Genomic DNA, 24383 nt, shown 5'->3' with positions numbered 1-24383 from the left:
GCCGGACACATGCGTCGGAACCGGCAGAAGAGCGGCGGACGCGCCGCGAGCGCCGTCCCCCGGGGGCACGGCGCTCGCTGGGTGGCAGATCTGGTCAGAACCCGCGGCCGGTCATCCGCTCGTTGTCGACGTCGGTGATGTCGTGCGCGTCGATCTTCTCGGCGTCGGCGGCGTGCTGCAGCTCGTCGCGCTCCAGCTCGTCGCGCTGCGCCTCGAGGAGGGCGTCACGCGCCTCCCGACGGGCCTGCTGCGCGGCGGGGTCCGGCACGGGCACGGCCGCGAGCAGCCGCTGCGTGTACGGGTCCCTCGGGTGGTTGACCACCTGCGCGGTCTCGCCCACCTCGACCAGCTTGCCGTTGTGCATGACCGCGATCCGGTCGGCGAGCATCTCCACGACGGCGAGGTCGTGGCTGATGAACAGGCACGCGAACCCGTGCTCGCGCTGGAGGTCCTGGAACAGTGCGAGCACCGTCGCCTGGACCGAGACGTCGAGCGCGGACGTCGGCTCGTCGGCCACCAGCAGCTGCGGCTCCAGGGCGAGCGAGCGGGCGATGCCGACGCGCTGGCGCTGACCACCGGACAGCTCGTGCGGGTACCGGTTGCGCATGGCACGCGGCAGCTGGACCTGGTCCAGCAGCGTCTCGACCGCCTTCGACATGGCGGTGCCCTTCAGGCCGCGGTGCAGCAGCAGCGGCTCCGCGATGGACTCGCCGATGGGCAGCCGCGGGTTGAGCGACGAGCCCGGGTCCTGGAAGACCATCCCGACCTTGGTGCGCAGCGGCTTGAGGTCCTTGGTGGACGCCCCGACCATGTCCTGGCCGACGATCCGCAGCGAACCCCCCGTCACCGGCTGCAGCCCGACGATCGCGCGACCGATCGTCGTCTTGCCGGAGCCGGACTCCCCGACCAGCCCGACGACCTCACCGGCGCGGATGGTCAGGTCCACGCCGTCGACCGCGCGGAAGGCGGGCGTACGACGGCGGCCCGGGTACTCGATGACCATCTGCTGGGCCTCGAGGACCACCGCGCGGTCCGTGGTGGTGGCCGCGGTGGCGTCCTGTACCGGGGTCGCGCTCGTCGCCGACGGCTCCGTCTCGGTGCTGCGCCCGAGGTGCGGCACGGCGTCGAGCAGCTTGATCGTGTACGGGTGCTGCGGGTTCGAGAAGAGCTGGCGCGCCTCGCCCTGCTCGACGACCTTGCCGTCCTTCATCACGATCATCGTGTCGGCCATGTCGGCGACGACGCCCATGTCGTGGGTGATCAGCACGATGCCCGAGTCGATGCGGGAGCGCAGGTCGCGCATGAGCTTGAGGATCTCGGCCTGGACCGTGACGTCGAGGGCCGTCGTCGGCTCGTCGGCGATGAGCAGCTTCGGGTCGCACGCGAGCGCCTGGGCGATCATCGCGCGCTGGCGCTGGCCACCGGACAGCTGGTGCGGGTACGCGTCGATCCGCGTCTCGGGGTTCGGGATCTCCACGAGGCGCAGCAGCTCGAGCGCACGCACGCGGGCGTCCGCGGGGCCCATCTCGAAGTGGGTCCGCAGGGTCTCGACGATCTGGAAGCCGATGGTGAAGACGGGGTTCAGCGCGGTCATCGGCTCCTGGAAGATCATCGCGATCTCCTTGCCGCGGATCCGGCGCAGCTTGTGCGGCGGCATCCCGATGAGCTCGCGGTCCCCGATCACGGCCGAGCCGCGCGCCCGGCCGTTCGGCGGGAGCAGGCCCATGAGGGCCATCGACGACTGCGTCTTGCCGGAGCCGGACTCGCCGACGATCGCGAGGACCTCACCGGGGCGCACGTCGTAGCTGATGCCGGTCGCGGCCGGGTACCAGGTGCCGTCCACGTAGAAGTCCACGCCGAGGTCCCGCACCTGCAGCACGGGCGTGCGGGTGTCGGTGGGCGGCGGGGCGTCCGAGGTGTCGATGGCCATCAGGATCCTTCCTGCGCGCGGTGGTGGCGTCCGGTCAGGACGGTCACCACCTGCGGTTCTGCGAGCATGGGCATGTGCGTCCCACTCTTACGTTCTCGTCGGGCTACGGCCGCGTGCTCACGGTCGCCGCGGGCGTCGTCGCCCTCGGAGCCGTGGTCGCCGTGTGGGTGGAGGACGGTGCGGGCGAGGTGCTGCGTGCGCTGCCGCTGGCCGGCGCGGTCGCCCTGAGCGTCTGGGCGTTGTTCTGGCGTCCTGCGGTCGTCGTGAGCGACGGCGGTGTGCTCGTGCGCAACCCGTTCCGCAGCACGCACGTGCCGTGGCCCACCTACAGCGGGCTGACCGTGCAGTGGTCGCTGGTGGTGCACACCACCGACGGCGACGTGACCGCCTGGGCGGCACCGCGGTCGAGCGGGGCGGCCGCCCGCATGCGCCGCTCCAGCGACGACCCGGTCGTCGCGGCCCCCACACAGGACGCGCGACTGCCCGCCACCGCGGAGGACGTCGCGGCCGCGATCGGCGCCCGCCACCGGGCCCTGACCGACGCGGGGTTCCTGCGCGACGCGGAGCAGGCCCGCACCGCGGGTGGCATCCGGCCCGAGCGTCACTGGCACGTCGCGACGGTCGCGGCGCTCGTGGTGCTCGTCGGTCTGGCGGCGACCGTCCTGGCCACCGCCTGAGCCGTACGTGAGGGTCGGCACGGTCACAGCCCGGCCAGCTTGCCCGACGAGGGCGGCAGGTTCGAGTTGAGCGCGCTCGCCGCCGAGGCGTCCGCCTTCATCGCCTGTGCCATCTTGCGCTCCGACGGGATCCGCTTCTGGCGGGGGTCGAACGCGTCCCGCAGACCGTCGCCGATGAAGTTCACGCTCAGCGCGATGATCACGATGAAGATGCCCGGCCACCAGAAGAGCCACGGCCGGGTGGAGAAGGCCTGCTGGTACTGCTGGATCATCTGGCCGAGCGAGATCGTCGGCGGCTGGATGCCGAACCCGAGGTACGAGAGCGCCGTCTCCAGCAGGATCGCGGAGCTCATCAGCAGCGTGGTGCTGACGATGATCGTGCCGATCGCGTTGGGCAGGATGTGCTTGAAGATGATCCGGCCACTGCTCGCCCCGGCCACCCGGGCCGCGTCGACGAACTCCCGCTCACGCAGGGCGAGGAACTCTCCGCGCACCAGCCGGGACAGCGTGGTCCACAGGATGAGCCCGAGCGAGATGGCGAAGATCGGCGCGCTGATCTGACCGGAGAGCTTGCCGATCACGGCACCGATGACGATCGTCGGCACGGTGATCACGAGGTCGGTGAACCGCATCAGGGCGGTGTCCCGGCCGCCGCGGTAGTAGCCGGCGACGGCACCGACGCAGACGCCGATCACACCGGCCACGAGGCCGATCACCAGCATGACCATGAGCGACGTCTGCACGCCTTCCATGACCCGGGCGAAGATGTCGCGCCCCAGCTCGTCCTGGCCGAAGGGGTGGTCGCCCACGGCCGGAGGGAACACGCTGAGCGTCGGAGAGCCCCCGGGGTTCGACATCGGGTTACCGGTCTCGTAGCCGGTCCACATCCACCAGCCCGGGATCGGACCGAGGCCCACGGACGTGACGGCCAGCAGGATCGTGGCGCCGAGGGCCGCCAGGCCGATGAGCGCTCCCTTGTGCCGGAAGAACCGGCGTCGGACGATCTGCCCCTGGGACAGGCCGACGACGTCCTGGAGCTCGATCGCGTTCTCGACGGTGTCGCCCGGGGCAGGGGTCTCGGGGTTCGTGGAGGTGCTCATGCGTCCAACCGGATTCTCGGGTCGATCGACGCGTAGACGATGTCCGCGACGATGTTGGCGATGATGGCGAGGGTCGCCGTGATGAGGAGGTACCCCATCACCGGTTCGATCTCGGCCTGGTCGAGGGAGCGGACGAACAGCTGACCCATGCCGGGCCGCGCGAACACGGCCTCGGTGATCACCGCGCCGCCGATGAGCGTGATGATGTCGATCGGCACGATGGTCGCGAGCGGGATCAGCGTGTTGCGGAACCCGTGCCGGACCACGACCGCCCGCTCCGGCAGGCCCTTGGCCCGCGCGGTGCGGATGTAGTCCTGGCTCATCACCTCGAGCATGCTGGAACGCGAGTAGCGCGTGTACGCGGCGAACGCGATGAGCACGAGCGTCGCGGTGGGCAGCAGCAGGTGGGTGAACGAGTCGAGGACTCCGACCCAGTAGTTGCCGCCGAGGTTCGGCGTGCGGTCACCGAACGTCGGGATGGGCCGCCCGCTCAGCGCCTTGAAGTAGGGCGGCCAGACCTGCATGACCTGGTCGATGTAGATGAGCCCGCCGGTGATGAACGCGACCGCAGCGCCGGTGCGCGCGGAGATGCCCCAGTCCGGCCCGCCGTACAGGCGACCGATGAGGAACCCGACCGCCATGGCGACCAGAGCGAAGCCGAAGATGATCCAGTTGTTCTCGTCGATGGAGTCGAAGACGACCTGCATCGGGAGGTAGAGCGCCAGCCCGACCCCGACGGTGGTCAGCGCGGTCCACATGGCGCGTCGGTTGTGCACGCCCGCGAACACCGCGGCGATGGCGACGGCGGAGCCACCGGCGAGGATCAGCAGCAGGATGGGGCCGATCTGGGGACGCTCCCACCAGCCGGAGAGCTGCAGGTAGGCGAACATCGCGAACGTGGCCGCGGCGGCGACCCCGAACACCTGCCAGCGTCGTGCGGCGCGCCCACCGACGGCGAGCGACCAGAACAGTCCGGCGACCACCGCGATGCCGGCGATCACCGACCAGGCGATCACGGGGTCCTTGAGGAAGTCGTTGAAGCCGATCGCGGCCCACTGCTTGAGCAGGACGGCGACCCAGAAGGAGGGCAGCGAGTAGAGCAGGAACGACAGGAAGATGATCCCGTAGTCGAAGCCGCTGTACTGCCGCAGGGCGCTGACGACGCCGACGGTGACACCGAGGACCAGCGACAGGATCGTCGCGGCGGTGACGAGCTGCAGGGTCGACCCGATGGCGTGCGTCAGCAGGTCCGCGACGGGCTGCCCCGACCGCCAGGCGATGCCGAAGTCACCGGTGAGCAGGTTGCCGAACCACTGGAAGAACCGGACAACGACGTTGGTGTCCAGGTTCAGCTGGTCGATGCGCGCGTCGATGAGCTGCTGCTTGTTCGGTGCGGTGCTCTCGAGCAGGTCCTGGAGCGGATCGATCGCCCGTTCGACCAGGAGGTACATGAGGAAGAGGGCCACGAGGAGGGTGGCCAGTCCCGCCAGGATGCGGCGGAGGAGGAAGTTCAGCACGGGTGGGCTACCTCGCTGGGATGGGGCACCACGGGTCGGGGGGATCGTATCCCTCGAGCGACCGCGGTCCGGGGTCGAACGACCACAGGCACGTCACCGGGGCGCCGAGACTCGTGGTGCCGGCGCCCCGGTGACGTCTGACCGGGAGGTTCCTCCGCCGGGCTCAGTGCCCGGCGGAGGAACCGTGGATCACTCGGCCGCGGCCTCGCCCGCGGTCCACTCCCAGAAGCCGTAGAAGATCGTCGGCGCGATCGTCAGCTTCGAGACGTTGCCGATCTTCTCCGGGTTCCAGGCGGTGACGCCGGGGAACTGGAAGATCGTCACACCGAACGCGTCGTTGACGAGCTCGGTCTCGATCTGGGCCAGCAGCGGCTCCTGGTCCTCCTGCTCCGTGGCGACCTGGAGCTCGTCGAAGAGCCCGTCCACCGTGGCGTTGGAGTACCCGTAGAAGTTGTTCGTCGCACCGGTGCGGTAGTTCGCGTCCGAGTCGGTGACGGCGGTGGAGGTCGACTGCCAGCCGAAGAGCGCTGCGTCGTAGAAGCTCGTCGCGTTCGAGAGGTCCGTGCCCCAGTCCGTCTGGACCTGGTAGGGCACCACGTCGAAGCCGGCCTGGGCGGCCGACGCCTTGATGAGCTCGTACTCGTTCTGACGACGCGTGTTCTCCGGGTCGAAGAGCAGGCGGACCGACACGGCCGGCACGCCGGCCTCGGCGAGCAGCGCGGTGGCGCCGGGGATGTCCGTGGCGAACGCCTCGGCCTGGCCGTTGGCCTCGACGATGGGGTCGTACATCGGCGAGCCGGCGACCTGCGTGTACGAGTTGCGGAGCTCCGCGGTCTCGTCCAGCGGCTTGATGAGGTTCTCGAGGATCTGCTCGCGCGGGATGGTCTTGAGGAACGCCTGGCGAACCTTCTTGGCCTTCTCCGCGTCGCCGCCGTAGGTCGCCGGGTCGAACGGACCACCGTTGGCGAACTGCAGGTCGACGTGCTCGTAGGTCCCCTCGGGGCCGGACTCGACCTCGAGGCCCTCGATGGCCTCGACAGCGGTCTTGACGTCGGCCGTGGCCTGCGGGTTGATGAGGTCGACCTCACCGTTCTGCAGCGCCTGGACCTGGCCCATCGGGTCGCCGTTGTAGCGGACCGTCACCTTGTTGAAGACCGGCTTGTGGTCACCCTCGTAGGTGTCGCTCGCCGTCAGGGTGATGAACTGGTCCTGCTCGAACTCCGTGATCTCGTACGCGCCGCTGGTGACGAGGAGGTCCTCGTCGGACGGCATCGAGGCGAAGTTCCAGTCGGTGCTCCACGACTTGGCGATCGGCGAGAGGTCCTCGACGTTCTCGTCCTGGATGGCGGCGACGAGCGCGTCGGTCGCCTCCTCGGCGTCCTCGATCCCGAGGGCGCGCTGCGCGACGATGTGCGCCGGGAGGTTCATCGAGATGGCCGTCGACCAGTCCGCGAACGGCTTGGTGTAGGTCAGCGTGATCGAGTCGCCGTCGATCTCGGGCGTCTCCTCGACCAGGGCCATCGCGGGCGAGGCGGCGTCGAAGTAGACACCGGCGTCCAGGGCGTCCTGGTTCGAGATGTTGCCCTCGTCGTCGTACTCCGCCTCGACGTTGTTGAACTTGCCGCTCTGCGCGGCCCACTCGAGGAGCAGGTCGGCGGGGCCGGCAGGCGTGCCGTCGGACCACTGCGCGGTGTCCGCGAACGTGTACTTGATCTGCAGCGGGTCGTCGGAGACCTTCTCGTAGGTACCGAAGGACTCGTCCTGGACCAGGTTGAGGTCCGCGTCGTAGTACCAGAAGCCCGAGTTGAGCAGGTACAGGATGACGTTGTTCGCCGTGGCGTTACCCGTCGTGCTGTTCCCGTTGGCCGAGTAGAACGGCTGGTTCCAGGCGATGTTGATCGACGTCTCGGTGTTGATGCCCGCGTCGTCGGTCGCGTCGTCACTGCCGCCGCCGCTGGAGCAGGCCGCGAGAGCGAGCACGCTCGTCGCGGCGACCGCTGCGAACGCGGCCTTGCGTGTGATCCTCAATTTTCCTCCCGAGAAGGGTGGTGGGCTCTCTGGTGGTGGGCCGGGAGTACCCGACCAGCACGCGGTCCAGAGATCCGCCGGGGTGTGGCGACACGGTAGTCAAGCGAATAGTGGACAAAACGGACAGTTCACGGAGCGCAACCCGATTGTTACGCGATTGATACTGAGCGGTACGTCTCACCATCTGGAACCGTCCGCGTGGCACACCGCTTGTTTCCGGTGCGTTACGTGAGGCGCGCCCACGGACAGGACCATCAGACACCATCCGAGAGGGTCGTGCTATAGCAACGCGCCCGAGCCGCGGACATACCGCCCCACCTGCGCGTCTGTCATCCGTCCAGGTTCCCTGTCGGGGAGACTCGTCGGATGGGCTTCACCTCACTCGTCCGCCGGGTCGGGCGCACCCGCTGGTTCGCCCGGATCGGTCGGGTGACGTCCACGATCGACCGGCGGCTCCACAAGGCCAGCCGGGGCCGACTCAGCGTCCTCGGCAGGCCGACCCTCCCCCACCTCGTCCTGACGACGACCGGACGGACCTCCGGGCAGCCCCGCGAGGCCGTCCTCCTGTACGCCGTCGACGGTGACGGCTGGGTGCTCATCGGGTCCAACTGGGGGCAGGAGCGCCACCCCGCCTGGTCCGGCAACCTCCTCGCCGACCCGCACGCGACCGTCACGATCGCGGGCCGCACCACGCCCGTCGTCGCGACCCTCGCCGACGCGGACGAGCGCACCCGCCTGCTGCCTGCGCTGCTCGGCGTGTGGCCCGCGTACGCGGACTACGCCGAGCGCACCGACCGCGAGCTGCGGGTGTTCCGGCTGGCCCGGGCATGACCGCCCCGCTCGTCCTGCCGACGCTCGTCGGGGACGCCGTCCGGCTGCGTGCCTTCACGCCGGCGGACCTCCCGCTGGTCCGCGAGGCGACGACGGACCCGCTCATCCCGCTCATCACGTCGGTGCCGGCGTCCGGTGACGACGACGCATGCCGGGCCTACCTGACCCGGCAGGCGGACCGCCTGACGACGGGTGCGGGGTACGCGTTCGCCGTCGCCGAGCGCGTCACCGACCTCGCCGTCGGGCACGTCTTCGTCGGGCTGCGCGACGTCGACCTCGGGCGCGCCACGGTCGGGTACTGGATCGGCCGCCCGTACCGCGGCCGCGGCCTGGCGGGGGACGCCCTGCGCACCGTGGTGCGGTGGGCCGTCACGGTGCGCGGCATCGACCGGCTCGAGCTGTACGTCGAGCCCTGGAACGTGGCGTCCGCGCGGACGGCGACGAGCGCGGGCTTCGTGCGTGAAGGGCTGCTGCGGTCGTGGGAGAAGGTCGGCGACGAGCGCCGGGACATGGACATGTACGCCCTCGTGAGCCCTCAGGCCTGACGGGCTCGCCGGCGGTAGGCGCGGGCCTTCATCACGTCCCCGCACTCGTTCATCGAGCACCACCGGCCGGAGCGGTTGCGTGAGCCGTCGTAGTAGATCCACTGGCAGTCCGGGTTGGCGCACGCCTTGAGCCGTGGCCACTCCCCCTGCGCGTGCGCCCGGTGCACCTCGGCGAGCAGCCCGGCGACGACCTCGTCGTCACCCGCGGGCGCCAGCGTGGACGCGCCGGCGCCGAACGTCACGACGAGGGGATGGGTGGCCGCGAGCGCGTCGAGCCCGGCTGCGTCGCCGGACGTGAGGTACCGGCGCAGCGCGTCGCGGAACGACACCAGACCGGCGGGGCCACCGGCCAGGTGGTCCGTGCCGTGGAACCGGTCGTCGGTGTTGAGGAGCGCCCGGACGCGCTCGAGCGACCCCGGGGCGACCCCGGGCTCGGCCCCGAGCTCGACCCACTGCACGAGCTGGTCCGGCACGAGCACCTCCCTTGACGTCGTCGACGGCTCGCCACCATAGTCATCACCAGCGTACTGGTTTTACTGGTGACGCATAGGAGATCCCGACCACGAGAGCGAGACGCACGATGACCGCCGACACCAGCACCGAGAGGCTCGGCTGCGACACCTCCGACATGCTCACGATCCACGCGCTGTTCCGCCGCGCCTTCACGGACGTCCCGGTCCTGGTCCGCGGGGTGGCCGACGGGGACACCGCCCGGATGCTCCCCGTCGCCGACCACGTCCGGGAGGTCGCCGGGGCCCTGCACCACCACCACGAGGGCGAGGACCTGCTGCTCTGGGACACCCTCGAGCAGCGTGCACCGGCCTGCGCGCTCCACGTCGGCCTCATGCGGTCCCAGCACGCCGCCACGGCCGCGCAGCTGGAGCGGCTCGGCGGACTCATGGACGCGTGGGAGGAGGCGGCCGGCGCCACCGAGCGCGACGCCGTGGCCGCGCTCCTCGACGACGTGCGGGACACGCTCCTGACGCACCTGGGCCAGGAGGAGACCCAGATCCTGCCGACGGCGTCCACGGTGATGTCGCAGCGGGAGTGGGGCCTGCTGCACGAGCACGGCATGGCGTCGATCCCGAAGGACCGGATGCTGCTGCAGCTCGGCTGGATCCTCGAGGTCGTGCCCGCCGACGAGCGCGCCGGTTGGCTGCGGACCAACCTGCCGGCGCCCGCCCGCGTGCTGTGGCGGCTCGTGGGCCGGCGTCGGTTCGCCACGCACCGGGCGCGGGTCTACGGCTGACGGCGGGTCACGAACACCATCTCCCGGCCCGGACGGTCCGGGGCCTCACGCACGTCGACGACGTCGAACCCGGCGGTCGCCAGCGACGACTCGATCGAGCGGCGGTCCCGGAACCGCAGGGTCGAGTCCGACGTCAGCACGGCACCGTCCGACGCGAAGACGCACGTCGCGCGGAACGTCACGAGCTCTCCTCGGACCTCCGTCACGTCGGTCCACGTCTCGACCGGCCCGACCCCGACGACGTCGGTGACCTCGTGCGTCGCCTCGCGCGTCCACTCCCGCCATGCCTCGCGCTCCGGACGACGCGTCTCGAACACCAGATGACCGCCCGGGACGAGCGCGGCGTGCAGAGAGTCGAGGGTCGCCGTCCACTCCTCGTCGGTCACGAAGACCTGGGCGACGTTGCCGGTCATCGTCGCGACGTCGACACCGACCGCCCCCACGGTCGTCGCGTCGCCGTGCACCCAGCGGACGGTGTCGGCCCCGGGCTTGCTGCGCGCCACGTCGAGCGACGCCTCCGCGGGATCGACCCCGACCACGTCGAGCCCACGGGCCGCGAGCAGCAGTGCGAACGTCCCCGTCCCGCAGCCGACGTCGAGGACGCTGCGCGCCCCGAGCTCGTCGACGATCGCCGCGTACGCGTCGAGGTCGCTGCGGTCCGGGTCGAGCGGGTCGTAGAGCTGGGCGAGGCGGGGCACCTCGAAACCGTCGTCGGCCATGCCCGGACGCTAGATCCGTCCCGGGCGTGCCGTCTCCGTCTTTACGGTCCTCCGCGCCAGTGGTCGATGCGCCGGTGGTCCGGCACGAACCCGTGGTCGACACCCCACAGCACCGCCTTCGTGCGGCTGTCCACACCGATCTTGCGGTAGACCGACCGGATGTAGGACTTGACCGTGTTCGGGCTGAGGTACGTGTGCGCGGCCACCTCGGCGTTGCTCAGGCCCTGCGTGATCAGGGCGAGGACCTCCGACTCACGGTCCGTCAGGCCCTCGTCGCGCCCGGGCCAGTCCAGGCCGTTGGCCGGGCGGGCGCGGCCGGGGACCTCGCTCACCACGACCTCCCCGGCGTGCACGGCCTCCAGGGCGGCGACGAGCTCGCGCGCCGGCAGAGCCTTGGACAGGTACCCGCGCACACCCTGATCCCGGGCACCGGCCACCAGGTCGGGATGGAAGTTCCACGTGAAGACGACCACCCGACGAGCGCGCGGGTTGCGCAGCAGGACGCCGATCTCCTTCTGGTCCGACTCCGGCTGCGCGAACGCGTCGTACAGCACGATGTCGACGACGTCCTCGACCGGGCTGTTGGTGTCGATCTCGGCGACCACGACGCGGTCCCGGTACTGGTCGAGGATCTTCGCGACGCCCATCACGACCACGTCGTAGTCGTCGACCAGGGCGACGGTGATCGGGCGGCGAGGTGCGGGCATGCCTCGACCGTAGACCCCCCTAGGGGTGTACTGCTGCCGCCCTAGGGGTGGTCTTGTGGAATCACACAGTCACCCCTAGGAGGCACACCATGCTGGGACTCATCCTCACCATCATCATCGTCGGGCTCATCGCCGGGCTGCTCGCGCGCCTCGTCGTCCCCGGCAAGCAGGACCTGTCGATCGCCATGACGATCGTCATCGGGATCATCGGGTCGTTCGTCGGCGGGTTCCTCGGCTACCTGCTGTTCCGCAACGACGCGTCCGACGGCTTCCTCCAGCCGTCCGGGATCATCGGGTCGATCATCGGCGCGATCATCGTGCTGCTGATCTGGATCCGCGTCGGCGGTCGGCGCTCGGTCACGCGCTGACCGGGACGCGCCTCCGGCCCGGTCCGCGCAACGCGACCGGTCCGGAGGTGCGGGCCACCCCGAGGCGTCACACCCGAACCAGCTCACGCTCCGGCGCGGCCGACCACGGCCCCCGATGGCATGCTGCACCGCGTGAGCACACCGTCGCACGCGGACCTCGTCGCGGCCTTCGGTCCCGACACCGGAGACCTCCCCGACGCCGAGGCGGTCGGGTCGACCGACGACGACTGGCCGGCCGTCCTCGACGCACTGGCAGGATCAGGATGGCCGACGTCACCGGACCTGGCCGCCGCCCTGGACATGGACGAGCACCCGACGCTGACCGTCCGCCCGCTGCCCACCGTCCAGGTGAACTTCTTCCCGAGCTGGGGCTACGTCGCCTTCGACATCGACCTGCGAGAGCTCGTCGACCAGCAGTCGGCGGACGCCGTCCTCGCGGTGATCGCTCTCGTCGGGCGCGCGACCGGAAAGCCCGTCCTGCTCATGCACGAGGGCGGCGACGCCGAGTCCGCGGTGCTCGCCTACGACCCGTCGACCGACGAGCACACCCTGGTGCCGGCCCGCCGGTGACCTGACTCAGAACCTCACACGGTCCAGGTAGTCGAAGCCCTTCTGGGCGGCCTCGAAGGGGTCGAACGTCGAGTCGCCGAAGCGCGGGTCGTGCTCGACGACGTAGTACTTCGTGCTGCCACCGGCGGCTCGGAAGATCGACGGGAAGTCGATGATCCCCTCGCCCACGATCTCGATCCGACCGGGGAACTCGCCTGCCGCCATGTCCTTCACGTGGAACAGCGTGATCCGGTTGCCGTACCGCTCGATCACGTCGATCGGGGCATCGATGCCGCCGCCGTTGGTCGCCCAGTACAGGTCCAGCTGGAACACGACGTTCTTCGGCTCCGTATTGGCCATGAGGATGTCGAACACCGTCCGGCCGCCGAAGACGGTCTCGAGCTCGATGTCGTGGTTGTGCACCATCAGCCTCTGGCCATGCCGACGGGCGACGGCGCCGAGCTCGTCTAGGTACTCCGCGTACGCGATCCACTCGGCCTCGGTGGTGTAGACCGGCGGGAAGATCGGGGTCGACCCGGAGCCGAAGTACGTGATCCCCAGCGTCCGGTTGTCGCGCAGGATCTGGTGGAGGTCAGCAGGGTTCTCCGGAGTACCCACATCGACGTGCCGCGCCGACGCCGTGAGCCGGTACTTGTCGAGGAGCGCGCGGTACTGCTTCGCGGTCAGCCCGCTCAGCGTGAACGGCTCGACGTTCCGGTACCCCATCTCGCGCAGGCTGCCGAGCACCTCCTCGGTCCTGGCGATGGTCGCGGCGTCGGTGCCGAACCCGATGTACTCGGCGAACGTCCAGAGCTGGACCGAGATCTTGCTCGTCGGCACGCCCCTGCCGTGACGGTCCGGAGGACCCGCGGACGCCGCGCCGACACCCCCGGCGACGACGAGACCGAGCGCGACCACCGTCGCGATGACGAGGCCGCGCAGAGTGCGGACCCACGATCCGTGCATGGTTCCCATCAGGTGCTCCCGAGGCGCCACGTCCTCGAACGCTCGACCGGCATTTCCCGCCCCGACGACGTTCGGGTACCTCACGCACGCTAATCGGCCGAGCGCCGATCGGAAAGGGCCCTAGTCGGGCTCCTGGTCGGAACGCCACCGGCGCCACCGTTCCGCGATGGCGGGCCGTTGCGCGGGGTCGACCCAGGTCGAACCGTCGGCGGCGATCTCGACGGTCAGCCCGTTCCAGTCGGGGAACGTCTCGCCCGGGCCGCCGGCGAGCCGGGTGAGCAGCACGTGGGCCGTCACGAAGGTCTCCGCGCTGTCGAGCGCGTCGACGAGGACGGGGATGTCGTCCTCGGAGAGCTCGACCGCCAGACCTTCCTCCTCGGCGGGCAGCCGTGGGAACAGGCCCAGGTCCGTGCCCTCCCAGGCGACGGGGCCGCCGGCCAGGGCGAGCGCCACCGCTTCCGCACTCATGGCGTACCTCTCGCGGCAGGCCTGCCTCCCATGGCGCGGGGCGGGGTGACGACGCTGCGCCGGACGTTCTGGTAGTTCCCGTTCACCACGTCCCAGGTGACCTCCACGACATGGCCGTCCGGGTACGTGTACGGGATGGTGACGGTGAAGTTGTTGACGTCGACACGGTTGGTGAACCGCTCCGCGCCGCGCGTGCCGCCCACAGCCGTGTTCTCTGAGGCGCTGGCCGCCGCATGCGCAGGGCCGAAGTCCTCGCCATGCACCTGCTTGCGGTACTGCTCGAGGATCTCGTGGGCCAGCAGGCTGCCACCGGTGCGTCCCATCCCGACGCCGACCGCGCCCTGGCTCCCCAACGCCGCGACGTCGTCGAGGTCCACCCTCGACAGGCCGAAGTTGCCCCCGAGCACCATGGCGTCCGACGCCCGGGCGGACGTCTGACCGTGGATGAACTCCAACGTGGTGTCGTTGGCGTCCGCGCTCACCTGCTCGATCACGCGGACGAGCTCCTGCGCCTCGGGAGTCAACGGCCCCTGGACGTCCGTCCGCCGCAGCGTCACCTCGCCCGTCCGGCTCACCACCACCTCGAACTGGACCGCGATGATGCCGTTGGCGGCCGCCGCGAAGTCGGCCGCACTGCCGGTGGCGAAGAGCTTGCGCTGGATGACCGGCCGTCCCGCGCGGCTCTGCTGGACCACATGCGTGAGTTCATGGGCGAGCAGGTCGCCACGATGCGTGCCGGTCTCACCCCTTCCGAGGTAGACGTCGTTACCCACCGTCATCGCCGAGGCGCCCAGGGCTCCCGCGACCGCCGCCGCCCGGCCGTCGGCGTGGACGCGAACCTGCGAGAAGTCGTGGTGGTACCGCTGTCCGAAGAACTCCTGCGTGGGGCGGTCGAGCGACCCGTCGACCTGCGTGCCCTGTCGGGGCGCGAGGCCGCGCACCGCCGACGCCTCGGCGTCCGCATCCCGCTCGCGGGCGGTGTCATGGTCGACCACCCGGGCGAACCGGGCCTGCACGCTCTGGTCCGGCGCGCGCGCCTCGGCTGCCGGGCGGGTCGCGAAGTCTCGCATCGTGCGCTCGATTCCCGGCTCCGTGGATCCGGCACGGTGGAGCCGACGACAGGACGCTACGTCCGGCCCCATCACGGCAGCATCACGACGGCGTCACCACTGCCACCGTCCCCCGAGAGACCTACGCGCTGAACCACGTCGGCAGGACGCCGCGCCGCTCGAGCTCGAAGATCGCGAGCTGCCTGCGCTGGTGCAGGTTGATCGAGTACACGAACGTCCTGTCGAGGGCCTCGGCCTCGAACGCGCGGGCCGACTCGGCTCGGGCCTGGAGCTTGGCCTTGTCGGCGTCCACCTGCGCCTGCATCTCCTGGAAGGCGTCGCTGCCCGGCCACTGGTTCGCGAGGCCCGTGAGACCCGCCGTGACGGACTCGAACAGGGCGGCGTGCTTCTGCGCGTCGGAGATGGACGTGACAGGCCCGCCGATGCGCTCGATCTCCTGACGAACCCGCTCCGCGAGCGTGTCGATCAACGGCAGGAGCGCCAGCAGCGCGCTCGTCTCGAGCGTTGCGTACAAGCGTTCCACACTGGCGAGATCCTCGGCCTGGGTCATGCCTGCGAGCGTACGGCGCCCACGTCACGACGGGCCGGGTCGGAGGGAAGTCACCCCGCCCGAACCCGGACACACCGGGACACCCGACGGAGGTTCACCCGCTCGGCGCGCAGGCTCTTCGACGCCGTCACACGTTGAAGCGGAACTCGACCGCATCGCGCCAGGACCGTCGTCATGGCGGAGCGGTGGGAAGACGAGACCGGTCGACCCCTCGTCGTCTTCTACGAGGGCGGTCCCTACACGCTGCCAGACAGGTCCGAGCCGGACCGACGGTAGCCCGCCGACCGTTCACACGTTGACGCGACACTCCGCCACGTCGCCGTCAGCCGCGCGTCCAGTGGGGGTTGCACCACATGCCGCTCGTTCTGCTTGGACCTTGAGTCCGCACGTTGCGACGCCGATCAACGACACGCGCCATCTAGAGCGATCGTCGATCCAGTTCGTCGATGAGTGCCTGCGCATCCCGCACAGCGCGAGCGGCCACGGCCTTGGTGCACCAACCGCCATAGGTCAGGTCGGTCTTGTCGGATGCGAGTCGTGTGAACTTCGCGGCGAGCACCGTTCCGTCTGGCCCAGTTGCCTCGAGGAGTTTCCCGGCAGCACGATGGTCCTGCTCGGTCGAGTGGTGTCCAAGAGCGCGCCCGCAGATCGCGTCGGATGCTGCGATCGCTGCGATGACTGCGTTCGCTGCGGCGACCTGTGCTTCCGACGAGCTTCCGTCAGGTGCCATCAGCAGACGCTCCTGCGCTACCTGGAAGTGCTCGCGTGCGGTAGCGGCCCGCTCTCGATCGTCCTTGGGTGTGGTGTTCCGGGTTCTTCCCACGGTCCTCCTGTCAGTCTGCGGCGGAAGTTGGGACCGTGAAACACGTCAGCGTCCGTGGCCAGCGACAGGACCATCGGGTCGCGCTCCTGGACGAGCTCGTCGAACCGTTCCCGACTGACCTGATAGATGTTGCAGTCGTTACCGGTCGCGGCTTCAACCTCACGAATCACACCGACAACGAGCGCTTCGACCATAAGCTCGGCGAACTCGTCCGGCGTGATCAGAAGGATGTCGACGTCACTGTCAGGTCGAGCGTCACCGCGTGCGACCGACCCGAAGAGCGCAGCAGTGACCCTGGCTGCGTCCGCTGAGGCAACCAGGTCGCCGATCTTCACGCTGACGCGCCGCTTCACAGCCCACAGGGCCTGATCTGCCTCGATCACGAGCCGCTCAATCCACGGCCACAGCAGATGCCGTGGGTTGCTCTCATAGAGCACTGCTTGACCTGCGCGTCGGGACTCGACGAGACCGGACTCGCTCATGCGGAGCAACACCTGTCTGGTCTGCTCCACCGAGGTTCCCGCCATCTCCGCGATGCGTTTCCCGGTCTGCGGCAAGCCCGAGCGGGCGAGGACTGCCAGTACCCGACCGTGCACACCGGGCACGGCCGCACTGAGCGGAAAGGCGAAGTCCATGTAACTAGAATACCGGAAGTATCGCTGGTATTCCAGAAGTACTTCCAGTATCCCAGATAATCCGTGCGGGCAGCTCTCGGCACCGCAGCGCTAGACGTTGAAGCGGAACTCCACCACGTCGCCGTCGGCCATCACGTAGTCCTTGCCCTCGATGCGGGCCTTGCCGGCGGCCCGCGCGGCGGCGACGGAGCCGGCGGCGACGAGGTCGTCGAACGAGATGACCTCGGCCTTGATGAAGCCCTTCTGGAAGTCCGTGTGGATGACGCCGGCAGCCTGCGGGGCCGTCCAGCCCTGGTGGATCGTCCAGGCGCGGGACTCCTTGGGGCCGGCGGTCAGGTAGGACTGCAGGCCGAGCGTGTGGAAGCCGACGCGCGCGAGCTGGTCGAGCCCGGCCTCGTCCTGGCCGCTGTCGGCGAGCATCTCCTTGGCCTCGTCAGGCTCGAGCTCGACGAGCTCGGACTCGAACTTGGCGTCGAGGAAGATCGCGTCGGCGGGGGCGACCAGCGCGCGGAGCTCGTCCTGCATCGCCGTGTCGGCCAGGCCGGCGTCGTCGGTGTTGAAGACGTAGATGAACGGCTTGCTCGTCATGAGCTGCAGCTCCTCGACGTGCTCGATCGTCGTGCCGCTGGCCGCGAGCGTCTGGCCGGTCTCGAGGACCGCGAACGCCTCCTGTGCCGCGGCGAGCAGGCCGGCGTCCGCCTTCTTCGCGCGGACCTCCTTCTCGAGGCGCGGGATCGCCTTCTCGAGGGTCTGCAGGTCCGCGAGGATCAGCTCGGTGGCGATGATCTCGATGTCGTCCTTCGGGTTCACCGCACCGGAGACGTGCACGACGTCCGGGTCGGCGAACACGCGCGTGACCTGGCAGATCGCGTCGGCCTCACGGATGTTGGCGAGGAACTTGTTGCCCAGGCCCTCACCCTCGCTGGCGCCCTTGACGATGCCGGCGATGTCGACGAACGACACGGTCGCGGGCAGGATCCGCTCGGAGCCGAAGAGCTCGGCGAGCGTCTCCAGCCGAGGGTCGGGCAGCGGGACGACGCCGACGTTGGGCTCGATCGTCGCGAACGGGTAGTTCGCCGCGAGGACCTGCGCGCGGGTCAGCGCGTTGAAGAGGGTGGACTTGCCGACGTTGGGCAGGCCGACGATGCCGATGGTGAGTGCCACGTCGGGGAAGTCTACGGGGGCGTTCCGTCAGGCGAACGCCACGATCTTGCTCAGGAGGTTCGGCCCCGTCCGGTCGAGCGTCCGACCGCCGACGCGGACACCGACGATGAGCAGGACAGACCCGAGGACCAGGCCGACCGCGAGCGTCACCCAGCCGAGCGTGACCGACCCGCCCCGCACGGCGATGAGCGCCAGGATCATCTCGGGCAGGCAGAGCGCCATGACGACGAGCCAGCCGACGAGCTGCGAGACGACCGACGCCGTCGACGCGCCCTGCTTCGTCTGGAACGGGTTCTCGCCCGGCAGCTGGACGGGGTAGACGACGAGCGCGGACAGGACGCTGGACCCGCCGAGCGACGTGAGCAGCACGCCCAACGACAGCCCGAGCAGTGCAGGGATGGTGTGGGGCTGGTCTGCGACCAGCGCCGAGGCGACCACGAGGACCGCGACCGCGGGGAGCGCGATGACCCCGGCGGCGATGACGCGACCGAGCCGGTCCGCGGTCCCGTGCAGGGGCGCCGCGACGTGCGTCCAGAACGCCGTGCCGTCGTAGGCGACGTCGGCGGAGATCCCCCAGCCCATCAGGTAGGCGGCGATGGGGCCGATGAGCAGGACCACGCCACCGCCCGGGCTGACGACGTACAGCACGATGGCGAGCACTGGTACAACGGCGACAGCGAGCGCGTAGCGCGGGTCCCGCGCCCAGTAGGTGAGGCAGCGGGCGGTGACCGCGCCCAGCGGCGTCGCCGGCAGCCGGTCGAACCAGCCGAGGCCGCGCCCCTTCGACGAGACCTTCTGGTGAGCGGGGTTGACCAGCGCGTGCGCGAGTGCCCGCTCCCACACGACAGCGACGACGGCGATCGTCGCGACGGCGATCCCGAAGCGCGCCGCCGCCAGACCCCACTGCCCGTCGGCGACGTCCCCGGGCACGGCCCAGACCGCGCCGAACGGCGTCCACGACGCGGCGTCGGCCACCTGCTGGAGCAGGTCCTGGGTGATCGTGGTCCCCGAGGTCACGCGACCGATGACCGGGCCGATGACGATGATCGGCAGCACGGCGACCGCGGCCATCACCTCACGGAAGCGTCGTCCCGTGACCAGCGTCGACGCGGCCGAGGTGGTCGCCCGGGCACCGATCACGCACGTCGCCACGGCGAGCACCGAGCAGACGAGCCCGACGACGAGAGCCGCCGGGGTCCGCCACCAGACCCCCGCCATCGACAGGGCCGCACCGACCGTGACCACCCCGGGCACCCCGATCACCCCGGAGAGCGCCAGACCCGTCAGGAGGGAACGCCGCGGGATGGCGAACGTGACGAACCGCGCCGGGTCGATCGTCGAGTCCAGACCGAACGCGATGAGCGGCACCACCCACCAGCCGAGGACGAGCACGGAGCCGAGGAGCACCACGACGAGCCCTCGGATGTCCGGCTCCTGCACGCTCAGCACGGCCATCGACCCCACGACGATCGCCAGGGCACCGAGTCCGTACAGCAGGGCGACCACGAGGCCGACCACCTGCCACGCACTGCGCCGCAGCGCGTTGCGCAGGAGCGTCAGCTTCAGGCGGACGAGGTGCGCAACCACGCCAGCCCCTCCCCGCTCACGCGACCGCCGACCAGGTCGACGAACCGGTCCTCGAGGCTGCCGTCACCGCGGACCTCGTCGATCGTGCCGGCCGCCAGCACGTGCCCCGCCGCGATCACCGCGACGTGGTCGCACATCCGCTGGACCAGGTCCATGACGTGCGACGACACGATCACGGTCCCGCCCGAGCGGACGTAGGAGCCGAGGATGTCGCGGATGTTCGCCGCGGACACCGGGTCGACCGCCTCGAACGGCTCGTCCAGGACGAGCAGCCGCGGCGCGTGCACCAGCGCGCACGCGAGGGCGACCTTCTTCGTCATGCCCGCGGAGTACTCGACGACGAGCTTCGTCGCGTCGGCGGTCAGGTCGAGGGCGGCGAGCAGGTCGGTCGCGCGGGCGGCGACGGTCTCGCGGTCGAGCCCCTGCAGGAGCCCCGCGTAGGTGATGAGCTGCTCGCCCGTCAGCCGGTCGAAGAGGCGGACGCCGTCGGGCAGCACGCCGAGCATGGCCTTGACCTCGATGGGCGACGCCCACAGGTCGTGCCCGTGCACGAGCACGGTGCCGAAGTCGGGCTGCAGCAGGCCGGTCGCCATCGACAGCGTCGTCGTCTTGCCCGCACCGTTCGGGCCGACGAGACCGTAGAACGAACCGGCGGGGACGACGAGGTCGATCCCGGAGACAGCGATCTTGTCACCGAACTTGCGCCACAGTCCGCGCAGCTCGAGAGCGGGTGCGTTCGACATCGGACCACCGTAGGCGGCGTCGGTGCGTCGTGCCTCCTCCTCCGGTGGGATGTCGGTAGGTGCTGCGAGCCTTCACCCATGGACACAGGACTGCTGCTGGGACTCGCGATCGGCGCCGTCGTCGGCGCGCTCGCCGGCTGGATGCTCGCATCGGCCCGGCTGCGTGCCGCCGACCTCGAGACCGCCCGGGCGCAGGCGCAGCTGGAGGCGGAGCGGGCGGGCGCGCAGGCCCGGCTCGCGGACTCCGACCGGCTGGCCGACCAGTTCCGCGCCCTGGCCGCCGACGCCCTCGCGACGAGCTCCGACCAGTTCCTCGCGCTCGCGCACCAGCGGTTCGCCGCCGACCACCAGACGCAGGTCGGGGAGCTCGCCCAGCGCGAGCAGGCCGTACGCGCCATGGTCGAGCCGCTGTCCCGCACGCTCGACCAGGTGCGCGCCGAGCTGTCGACCGCCGAGCAGGCCCGTGCCGCCGGTCAGGCCGCCCTCGGCGAGCAGGTCCGCGCGATGCACCTGGCCTCCGAGCACCTCCGCGGGGAGACCGCGCAGCTCGTCACCGCGCTCCGCTCGTCGCAGGTCCGGGGGAAGTGGGGTGAGCTGCAGCTCAAGCGGGTCGTCGAGGCTGCCGGCATGCTCGCGCACGTCGACTTCGTCGAGCAGGACCAGGTGCGCACCGACGACGGTCTGCTCCGGCCGGACATGGTCATCAAGCTCGCGGGCGGCAAGAACGTCGTCGTCGACGCCAAGGTCGCCTTTCTCGGGTTCCTCGACGCCGCGCAGGCCACCGACGAGCGCGTCCGGGTCGAGCGGCTCGCCGCGCACGCCCGGCACGTCCGCGCGCACGTCGACGACCTGGCGGGCAAGCGTTACTGGGACCAGTTCGCCCCCGCGCCGGAGTTCGTCGTGATGTTCGTGCCCGCCGAGTCGTTCCTGCACGCCGCCGCCGAGCAGGACCCGCTGCTGATCGAGTACGCCTTCGAGCGCAACGTCGTCATCGCGACTCCGACCACCCTGCTCGCCCTCCTGCGCACCGTGTCGTACGCCTGGCGCCAGGACGCGCTGGCCAGCAACGCGCAGGCCGTCCTGTCGCTCGGCAAGGAGCTGCACGGCCGCCTCGCCACCATGGGCGCGCACCTGGCCAAGCTGGGCCGAGCCATCGACTCCGCCGCCGGCGCGTACAACCAGACGGTGTCGTCGCTGGAGACCCGGGTCCTGGTCAGCGCGCGACGGTTCGCCGACCTGCACGTCGTCGACGGCGACCTGGAGACCCCCGCTCCGTCGAACCCGCAGCTGTCTGCCGTCAGCGCGCCGGAGCTGGTGGCATCGGCGGAGGAGCTGATCGTCCTGTTCGACGGCCGCGCCGACCGCGACGACCGCGCCCTCCGCGAGGAACGCGCCACCCAGACTCCGGACGCGACGACGGCCTGACCCGTCGCCCGGTGGACGAGCGACCCGCCGAACCCGACATGGGCGTCATGTCGAGCACGCCATGGGTGCCGCGCGGCGCGCGTGATGCGTGGCCCACGGCTTGGTGAGCGCTGCGGGACGGGGGGAGGTCGGTCGACGGGGGCGCGGCGGCGGCCCGTCAGCGCGCTCCGGGGTCAGGCGGGCTGGACGTCCAGCGACCTGCGGCCCTCGCGGCGGGGGGTGACCGGGGCCTTGCCGGCGGCCTTGAGGTCGGCGCGGAGCTCACGGGGCAGCGAGAACATGAGGTCCTCGGTCGCGGTGCGGACCTCCTGGACGTCACCGAAGCCATGCTCGGCGAGCAGGGCCAGGACGTCCTTGACCAGGATCTCCGGGACGGAGGCCCCCGACGTGACCCCGACCGTGGTGACGCCGTCGAGCCACGCGAGGTCGATCTCGGAGGCCATGTCGACGCGGTACGAGGTCCGCGCGCCGGCGTCCAGGGCGACCTCGACCAGCCGGACGGAGTTCGACGAGTTCGCGGAACCGACCGTGATGACGAGGTCGCACTCCGGAGCGAGCTTCTTCACGGCCACCTGACGGTTCTGCGTGGCGTAGCAGATGTCGTCGCTGGGCGGGTCCTGCAGGTTCGGGAACCGCTCGCGCAGCCTGCGGACGGTGTCCATGGTCTCGTCGACCGAGAGCGTCGTCTGCGAGATCCAGATGAGGCGGTCGGGGTCGCGGACCACCACGTCGGCGACGGCGTCCGGGGAGTTCACCACCTGGATGTGGTCGGGGGCCTCGCCGTAGGTGCCCTCGACCTCCTCGTGGCCGTCGTGGCCGATGAGCAGGATGTCGTAGTCCTCGGACGCGAACCGCACCGCTTCCTTGTGGACCTTGGTGACCAGCGGGCAGGTGGCATCGATGGTCTGCAGGTTCCGCGCCGCCGCCTGCGCGTGGACCGCCGGGGAGACGCCGTGCGCGGAGAAGACGACGTGGGCACCCTCGGGCACCTCGTCGGTCTCGTTCACGAACACGGCACCGCGGGACGCCAGCGTCTCGACGACGTACTTGTTGTGGACGATCTCCTTGCGCACGTACACCGGGGCGCCGTAGTGCTCGAGCGCCTTCTCGACGGCGATGACCGCGCGGTCGACGCCGGCGCAGTAGCCGCGAGGGGCGGCGAGCAGGACGCGCTTGCCGGTCGCGGGCGTGCCGGAGGCGGAGACGGTCGGGGAAGTCACGGTCCGAGTCTAGATCGGCGAGCCGCGTCCGCCCTGCTCGGAGGCGCCCCAGGGGTGTGACCTGCACCCGACCCGCACGCCGCCGTCACATGCCGGCAGCCGGTGCCGAGCCGGTCCCCGCGGGGCAGCTGCCGTCGTCACCCGGGAGCGCGACCCACGTCACGAAGGCCCGCGGCGCGCCTCGGGGACCGGGATGTCGGCGCCATGGGGCAGGCTGGGGCGCGTGAGCACCGGCCCCCTGAGCAGCCCGGCGTCGGCCGGCCCTCCCCCGCTGCGCGCGGCGGACACCACCCCCGACCGCCCGTGGCCGGTGCGGCACCTGGCACCGAAGATCGCCGACTACATCGCGAAGATGCCCCCGGTCTGGGTCGAGGGGCAGGTGCTGAACCTGAAGCGGTGGAACTCCCTCTACTTCCTCACGCTGCGGGACACCGACCTCGACATGTCGTTGTCGGTCACGGCCCCTGCCGTCGCGATCGACAAGCTCGCGGACAGGCTCGCGGACGGCGCGCACCTCGTCGTCCACGCGCGGCCGCAGTTCCACGCCAAGAAGGGGACGCTGACGTTCGCCGCCGACGACGTGCGGCTCGTCGGGCTGGGTGAGCTGCTCGCGCGGATCGAGCACCTCAAGGGCGTGCTGGGAGCCGAGGGGCTGTTCGAGCCGTCGCGCAAGCGTCCGCTGCCCTTCCTGCCCGCGGTGGTGGGGTTGATCGTCGCGCAGCAGGGCGACGCCGAGCACGACGTGGTGTCCAACGCCCGCGCCCGGTGGTCGGCCGTGCAGTTCGAGATCCGTCGGGTGACGGTGCAGGGTCCGCGGGCGGTCCCCGAGGTCAGCGCGGCGATCGCGGAGCTGGACCGGGACCCGCGCGTCGAGGTGATCGTCGTCGCCCGCGGCGGTGGGTCGTTCGAGGACCTGCTGCCGTTCAGCAACGAGTCCCTCGTGCGCGCCGCGGCGGCCTGCCGGACTCCTCTGGTCAGCGCGATCGGTCATCACCTGGACACTCCGCTGCTCGACCTCGTCGCGGACTTTCGCGCCTCGACGCCGACCGACGCGGCCAAGCGGGTCGTGCCCGACGTCCGCGAGGAGCGGGCGCGGGTCACCCAGGCCCGGCTCCGTGCCCGTGCGGCGCTGACCATGCGGCTCACCCGCGAGCAGACCGGGCTCGACCACTGGCGCAGCAGGCCCGTGCTCGCGAACCCGACCACGCTCGTCGACGTCCACGAGCACCGCCTCGCGGCCCTGCGGGAGAGCGCGCGACGATCCCTGCACACCGCGCTCGTGCACGGTCACGCGGAGGTCGCCGGGCTCACCGCGCAGGTCCGGGCCCTCTCACCGGCCGCCACCCTCGACCGCGGCTACGCCGTCGTGCAGCGCGCCGACGGGCACGTGGTCCGCGACCCGGACGACGTCTCGCCGGACGACGCACTGCGCATCCGCGTCGCCCGCGGCGAGCTGACCGCGACGGTCGCGACGGGCTGAACCACTCGCGACGGTCACCACCGGCCGGCCAG

The 24383-nt window shown here is 70.7% G+C and carries 25 protein-coding genes; 8 read left to right on the top strand and 17 right to left on the bottom strand.

What is annotated here, in order from left to right; genetic code table 11:
- Window positions 1-94: 94 nt before the first annotated feature.
- The gene (locus ASF78_RS14265) at window positions 95-1930 is read right to left on the bottom strand and encodes an ABC transporter ATP-binding protein (RefSeq protein ID WP_056590498.1); all 1836 of its coding nucleotides are present in this window, start codon (window positions 1928-1930) and stop codon (window positions 95-97) included.
- A 74-nt stretch (window positions 1931-2004) separates the two neighbouring features.
- Between ASF78_RS14265 and ASF78_RS14260 the strand changes: the two genes are divergently transcribed.
- Window positions 2005-2607 carry a PH domain-containing protein gene (locus ASF78_RS14260; RefSeq protein ID WP_156374176.1) on the top strand — a complete coding sequence of 201 codons (603 nt, stop codon included), beginning with the start codon at window positions 2005-2007 and terminating at the stop codon, window positions 2605-2607.
- Window positions 2608-2630: 23 nt separating this feature from the next.
- Here ASF78_RS14260 and ASF78_RS14255 read toward each other — a convergent pair whose 3' ends face one another.
- The 3 genes from ASF78_RS14255 to ASF78_RS14245 form a co-directional block, all read right to left on the bottom strand.
- Window positions 2631-3707 carry an ABC transporter permease gene (locus ASF78_RS14255; RefSeq protein WP_056590492.1) on the bottom strand — a complete coding sequence of 359 codons (1077 nt, stop codon included), beginning with the start codon at window positions 3705-3707 and terminating at the stop codon, window positions 2631-2633.
- On the bottom strand, window positions 3704-5224 hold the full coding sequence (locus ASF78_RS14250; protein ID WP_056590489.1) for an ABC transporter permease: 1521 nt from the start codon (window positions 5222-5224) through the stop codon (window positions 3704-3706). The genes ASF78_RS14255 and ASF78_RS14250 overlap by 4 nt, the downstream gene beginning before the upstream one ends.
- A gap of 189 nt (window positions 5225-5413) precedes the next feature.
- On the bottom strand, window positions 5414-7252 hold the full coding sequence (locus ASF78_RS14245; protein WP_056590486.1) for an ABC transporter family substrate-binding protein: 1839 nt from the start codon (window positions 7250-7252) through the stop codon (window positions 5414-5416).
- A gap of 366 nt (window positions 7253-7618) precedes the next feature.
- Between ASF78_RS14245 and ASF78_RS14240 the strand changes: the two genes are divergently transcribed.
- Entirely contained in the window at window positions 7619-8083 is a 465-nt protein-coding gene (locus ASF78_RS14240) for a nitroreductase family deazaflavin-dependent oxidoreductase (protein WP_056590482.1), read from the top strand.
- Window positions 8080-8628 carry a GNAT family N-acetyltransferase gene (locus tag ASF78_RS14235; RefSeq protein WP_056590479.1) on the top strand — a complete coding sequence of 183 codons (549 nt, stop codon included), beginning with the start codon at window positions 8080-8082 and terminating at the stop codon, window positions 8626-8628. The genes ASF78_RS14240 and ASF78_RS14235 overlap by 4 nt, the downstream gene beginning before the upstream one ends.
- Here the strand turns inward: ASF78_RS14235 and ASF78_RS14230 are convergent.
- Window positions 8619-9101, bottom strand: a complete 483-nt coding sequence (locus tag ASF78_RS14230) for a CGNR zinc finger domain-containing protein (RefSeq protein ID WP_162243365.1) — start codon at window positions 9099-9101, stop codon at window positions 8619-8621. The two genes, ASF78_RS14235 and ASF78_RS14230, sit on opposite strands and share 10 nt — an antisense overlap.
- Before the next feature lie 107 nt (window positions 9102-9208).
- On the opposite strand from ASF78_RS14230, the gene ASF78_RS14225 reads away from it, so the two are divergent.
- A complete protein-coding gene (locus ASF78_RS14225) occupies window positions 9209-9877 on the top strand; it encodes a hemerythrin domain-containing protein (RefSeq protein WP_056590472.1) in 669 nt (222 codons plus the stop codon).
- Here ASF78_RS14225 and ASF78_RS14220 read toward each other — a convergent pair.
- Window positions 9868-10596 (bottom strand): class I SAM-dependent methyltransferase, encoded by a 729-nt coding sequence (locus tag ASF78_RS14220; protein WP_056590470.1) that lies wholly within the window; start codon window positions 10594-10596, stop codon window positions 9868-9870. The genes ASF78_RS14225 and ASF78_RS14220 overlap by 10 nt on opposite strands.
- Window positions 10597-10637: 41 nt before the next feature.
- Entirely contained in the window at window positions 10638-11303 is a 666-nt protein-coding gene (locus tag ASF78_RS14215; protein WP_056590468.1) for a response regulator transcription factor, read from the bottom strand.
- 89 nt (window positions 11304-11392) lie between these two features.
- Between ASF78_RS14215 and ASF78_RS14210 the strand changes: the two genes are divergently transcribed.
- Entirely contained in the window at window positions 11393-11671 is a 279-nt protein-coding gene (locus tag ASF78_RS14210; protein ID WP_056590465.1) for a GlsB/YeaQ/YmgE family stress response membrane protein, read from the top strand.
- Between the two features lie 132 nt (window positions 11672-11803).
- The gene (locus tag ASF78_RS14205; protein WP_156374175.1) at window positions 11804-12241 is read left to right on the top strand and encodes a hypothetical protein; all 438 of its coding nucleotides are present in this window, start codon (window positions 11804-11806) and stop codon (window positions 12239-12241) included.
- 6 nt (window positions 12242-12247) lie between these two features.
- Here ASF78_RS14205 and ASF78_RS14200 read toward each other — a convergent pair whose 3' ends face one another.
- The 9 genes from ASF78_RS14200 to ASF78_RS14165 form a co-directional block, all read right to left on the bottom strand.
- Complete coding sequence (locus ASF78_RS14200) at window positions 12248-13195, bottom strand: sugar phosphate isomerase/epimerase (RefSeq protein ID WP_056590459.1); 948 nt, start codon at window positions 13193-13195, stop codon at window positions 12248-12250.
- A 111-nt stretch (window positions 13196-13306) separates the two neighbouring features.
- Complete coding sequence (locus ASF78_RS14195; RefSeq protein WP_156374174.1) at window positions 13307-13654, bottom strand: hypothetical protein; 348 nt, start codon at window positions 13652-13654, stop codon at window positions 13307-13309.
- Window positions 13651-14724: a DUF4157 domain-containing protein gene (locus tag ASF78_RS14190; RefSeq protein WP_056590453.1), complete on the bottom strand. Its 1074-nt coding sequence runs from the start codon at window positions 14722-14724 to the stop codon at window positions 13651-13653. Before ASF78_RS14190 ends, ASF78_RS14195 begins: the two co-directional genes overlap by 4 nt.
- A gap of 121 nt (window positions 14725-14845) precedes the next feature.
- On the bottom strand, window positions 14846-15274 hold the full coding sequence (locus tag ASF78_RS14185; protein ID WP_056590450.1) for a hypothetical protein: 429 nt from the start codon (window positions 15272-15274) through the stop codon (window positions 14846-14848).
- Between the two features lie 418 nt (window positions 15275-15692).
- Window positions 15693-16004 (bottom strand): hypothetical protein, encoded by a 312-nt coding sequence (locus ASF78_RS22435; RefSeq protein WP_156374173.1) that lies wholly within the window; start codon window positions 16002-16004, stop codon window positions 15693-15695.
- A gap of 17 nt (window positions 16005-16021) precedes the next feature.
- Complete coding sequence (locus ASF78_RS14180) at window positions 16022-16732, bottom strand: nucleotidyltransferase domain-containing protein (protein ID WP_056590447.1); 711 nt, start codon at window positions 16730-16732, stop codon at window positions 16022-16024.
- Between the two features lie 90 nt (window positions 16733-16822).
- Window positions 16823-17896: a redox-regulated ATPase YchF gene (gene ychF, locus ASF78_RS14175; RefSeq protein ID WP_056590444.1), complete on the bottom strand. Its 1074-nt coding sequence runs from the start codon at window positions 17894-17896 to the stop codon at window positions 16823-16825.
- 27 nt (window positions 17897-17923) lie between these two features.
- Window positions 17924-19483 (bottom strand): hypothetical protein, encoded by a 1560-nt coding sequence (locus ASF78_RS14170; protein WP_056590442.1) that lies wholly within the window; start codon window positions 19481-19483, stop codon window positions 17924-17926.
- The gene (locus tag ASF78_RS14165) at window positions 19459-20226 is read right to left on the bottom strand and encodes an ABC transporter ATP-binding protein (protein ID WP_056590439.1); all 768 of its coding nucleotides are present in this window, start codon (window positions 20224-20226) and stop codon (window positions 19459-19461) included. Before ASF78_RS14165 ends, ASF78_RS14170 begins: the two co-directional genes overlap by 25 nt.
- A gap of 78 nt (window positions 20227-20304) precedes the next feature.
- Here ASF78_RS14165 and rmuC point away from each other — a divergent pair, with 78 nt between their 5' ends.
- Window positions 20305-21651 carry a DNA recombination protein RmuC gene (gene rmuC, locus ASF78_RS14160; RefSeq protein WP_056590436.1) on the top strand — a complete coding sequence of 449 codons (1347 nt, stop codon included), beginning with the start codon at window positions 20305-20307 and terminating at the stop codon, window positions 21649-21651.
- 173 nt (window positions 21652-21824) lie between these two features.
- Here rmuC and ASF78_RS14155 read toward each other — a convergent pair whose 3' ends face one another.
- A complete protein-coding gene (locus ASF78_RS14155; RefSeq protein ID WP_056590433.1) occupies window positions 21825-22871 on the bottom strand; it encodes a 4-hydroxy-3-methylbut-2-enyl diphosphate reductase in 1047 nt (348 codons plus the stop codon).
- Window positions 22872-23094: 223 nt separating this feature from the next.
- On the opposite strand from ASF78_RS14155, the gene xseA reads away from it, so the two are divergent.
- Window positions 23095-24351: an exodeoxyribonuclease VII large subunit gene (gene xseA, locus ASF78_RS14150; protein ID WP_056590430.1), complete on the top strand. Its 1257-nt coding sequence runs from the start codon at window positions 23095-23097 to the stop codon at window positions 24349-24351.
- Window positions 24352-24383: the final 32 nt, after the last annotated feature.

It is taken from the genome of Cellulomonas sp. Leaf334 (assembly GCF_001424195.1).
GTDB lineage: Bacteria > Actinomycetota > Actinomycetes > Actinomycetales > Cellulomonadaceae > Cellulomonas.
This window is presented reverse-complemented; position numbering and strand designations above follow the sequence as displayed.

What these genes read in the sequence shown, in the direction of transcription:
- ASF78_RS14255 (WP_056590492.1), bottom strand. Translation starts at nt 3,707, where the DNA reads ATGAGCACCTCCACGAACCCCGAGACCCCTGCCCCGGGCGACACCGTC.
- ASF78_RS14220 (WP_056590470.1), bottom strand. Translation starts at nt 10,596, where the DNA reads ATGGCCGACGACGGTTTCGAGGTGCCCCGCCTCGCCCAGCTCTACGAC.
- ASF78_RS14265 (WP_056590498.1), bottom strand. Translation starts at nt 1,930, where the DNA reads ATGGCCATCGACACCTCGGACGCCCCGCCGCCCACCGACACCCGCACG.
- ASF78_RS14200 (WP_056590459.1), bottom strand. Translation starts at nt 13,195, where the DNA reads ATGGGAACCATGCACGGATCGTGGGTCCGCACTCTGCGCGGCCTCGTC.
- ASF78_RS14225 (WP_056590472.1), top strand. Translation starts at nt 9,209, where the DNA reads ATGACCGCCGACACCAGCACCGAGAGGCTCGGCTGCGACACCTCCGAC.
- rmuC (WP_056590436.1), top strand. Translation starts at nt 20,305, where the DNA reads ATGGACACAGGACTGCTGCTGGGACTCGCGATCGGCGCCGTCGTCGGC.
- ASF78_RS14185 (WP_056590450.1), bottom strand. Translation starts at nt 15,274, where the DNA reads ATGACCCAGGCCGAGGATCTCGCCAGTGTGGAACGCTTGTACGCAACG.
- ASF78_RS14190 (WP_056590453.1), bottom strand. Translation starts at nt 14,724, where the DNA reads ATGCGAGACTTCGCGACCCGCCCGGCAGCCGAGGCGCGCGCGCCGGAC.
- ASF78_RS14210 (WP_056590465.1), top strand. Translation starts at nt 11,393, where the DNA reads ATGCTGGGACTCATCCTCACCATCATCATCGTCGGGCTCATCGCCGGG.
- ASF78_RS14165 (WP_056590439.1), bottom strand. Translation starts at nt 20,226, where the DNA reads ATGTCGAACGCACCCGCTCTCGAGCTGCGCGGACTGTGGCGCAAGTTC.
- ASF78_RS14195 (WP_156374174.1), bottom strand. Translation starts at nt 13,654, where the DNA reads ATGAGTGCGGAAGCGGTGGCGCTCGCCCTGGCCGGCGGCCCCGTCGCC.
- ASF78_RS14235 (WP_056590479.1), top strand. Translation starts at nt 8,080, where the DNA reads ATGACCGCCCCGCTCGTCCTGCCGACGCTCGTCGGGGACGCCGTCCGG.
- ASF78_RS14240 (WP_056590482.1), top strand. Translation starts at nt 7,619, where the DNA reads ATGGGCTTCACCTCACTCGTCCGCCGGGTCGGGCGCACCCGCTGGTTC.
- ASF78_RS22435 (WP_156374173.1), bottom strand. Translation starts at nt 16,004, where the DNA reads ATGGCACCTGACGGAAGCTCGTCGGAAGCACAGGTCGCCGCAGCGAAC.
- ASF78_RS14215 (WP_056590468.1), bottom strand. Translation starts at nt 11,303, where the DNA reads ATGCCCGCACCTCGCCGCCCGATCACCGTCGCCCTGGTCGACGACTAC.
- ASF78_RS14180 (WP_056590447.1), bottom strand. Translation starts at nt 16,732, where the DNA reads ATGGACTTCGCCTTTCCGCTCAGTGCGGCCGTGCCCGGTGTGCACGGT.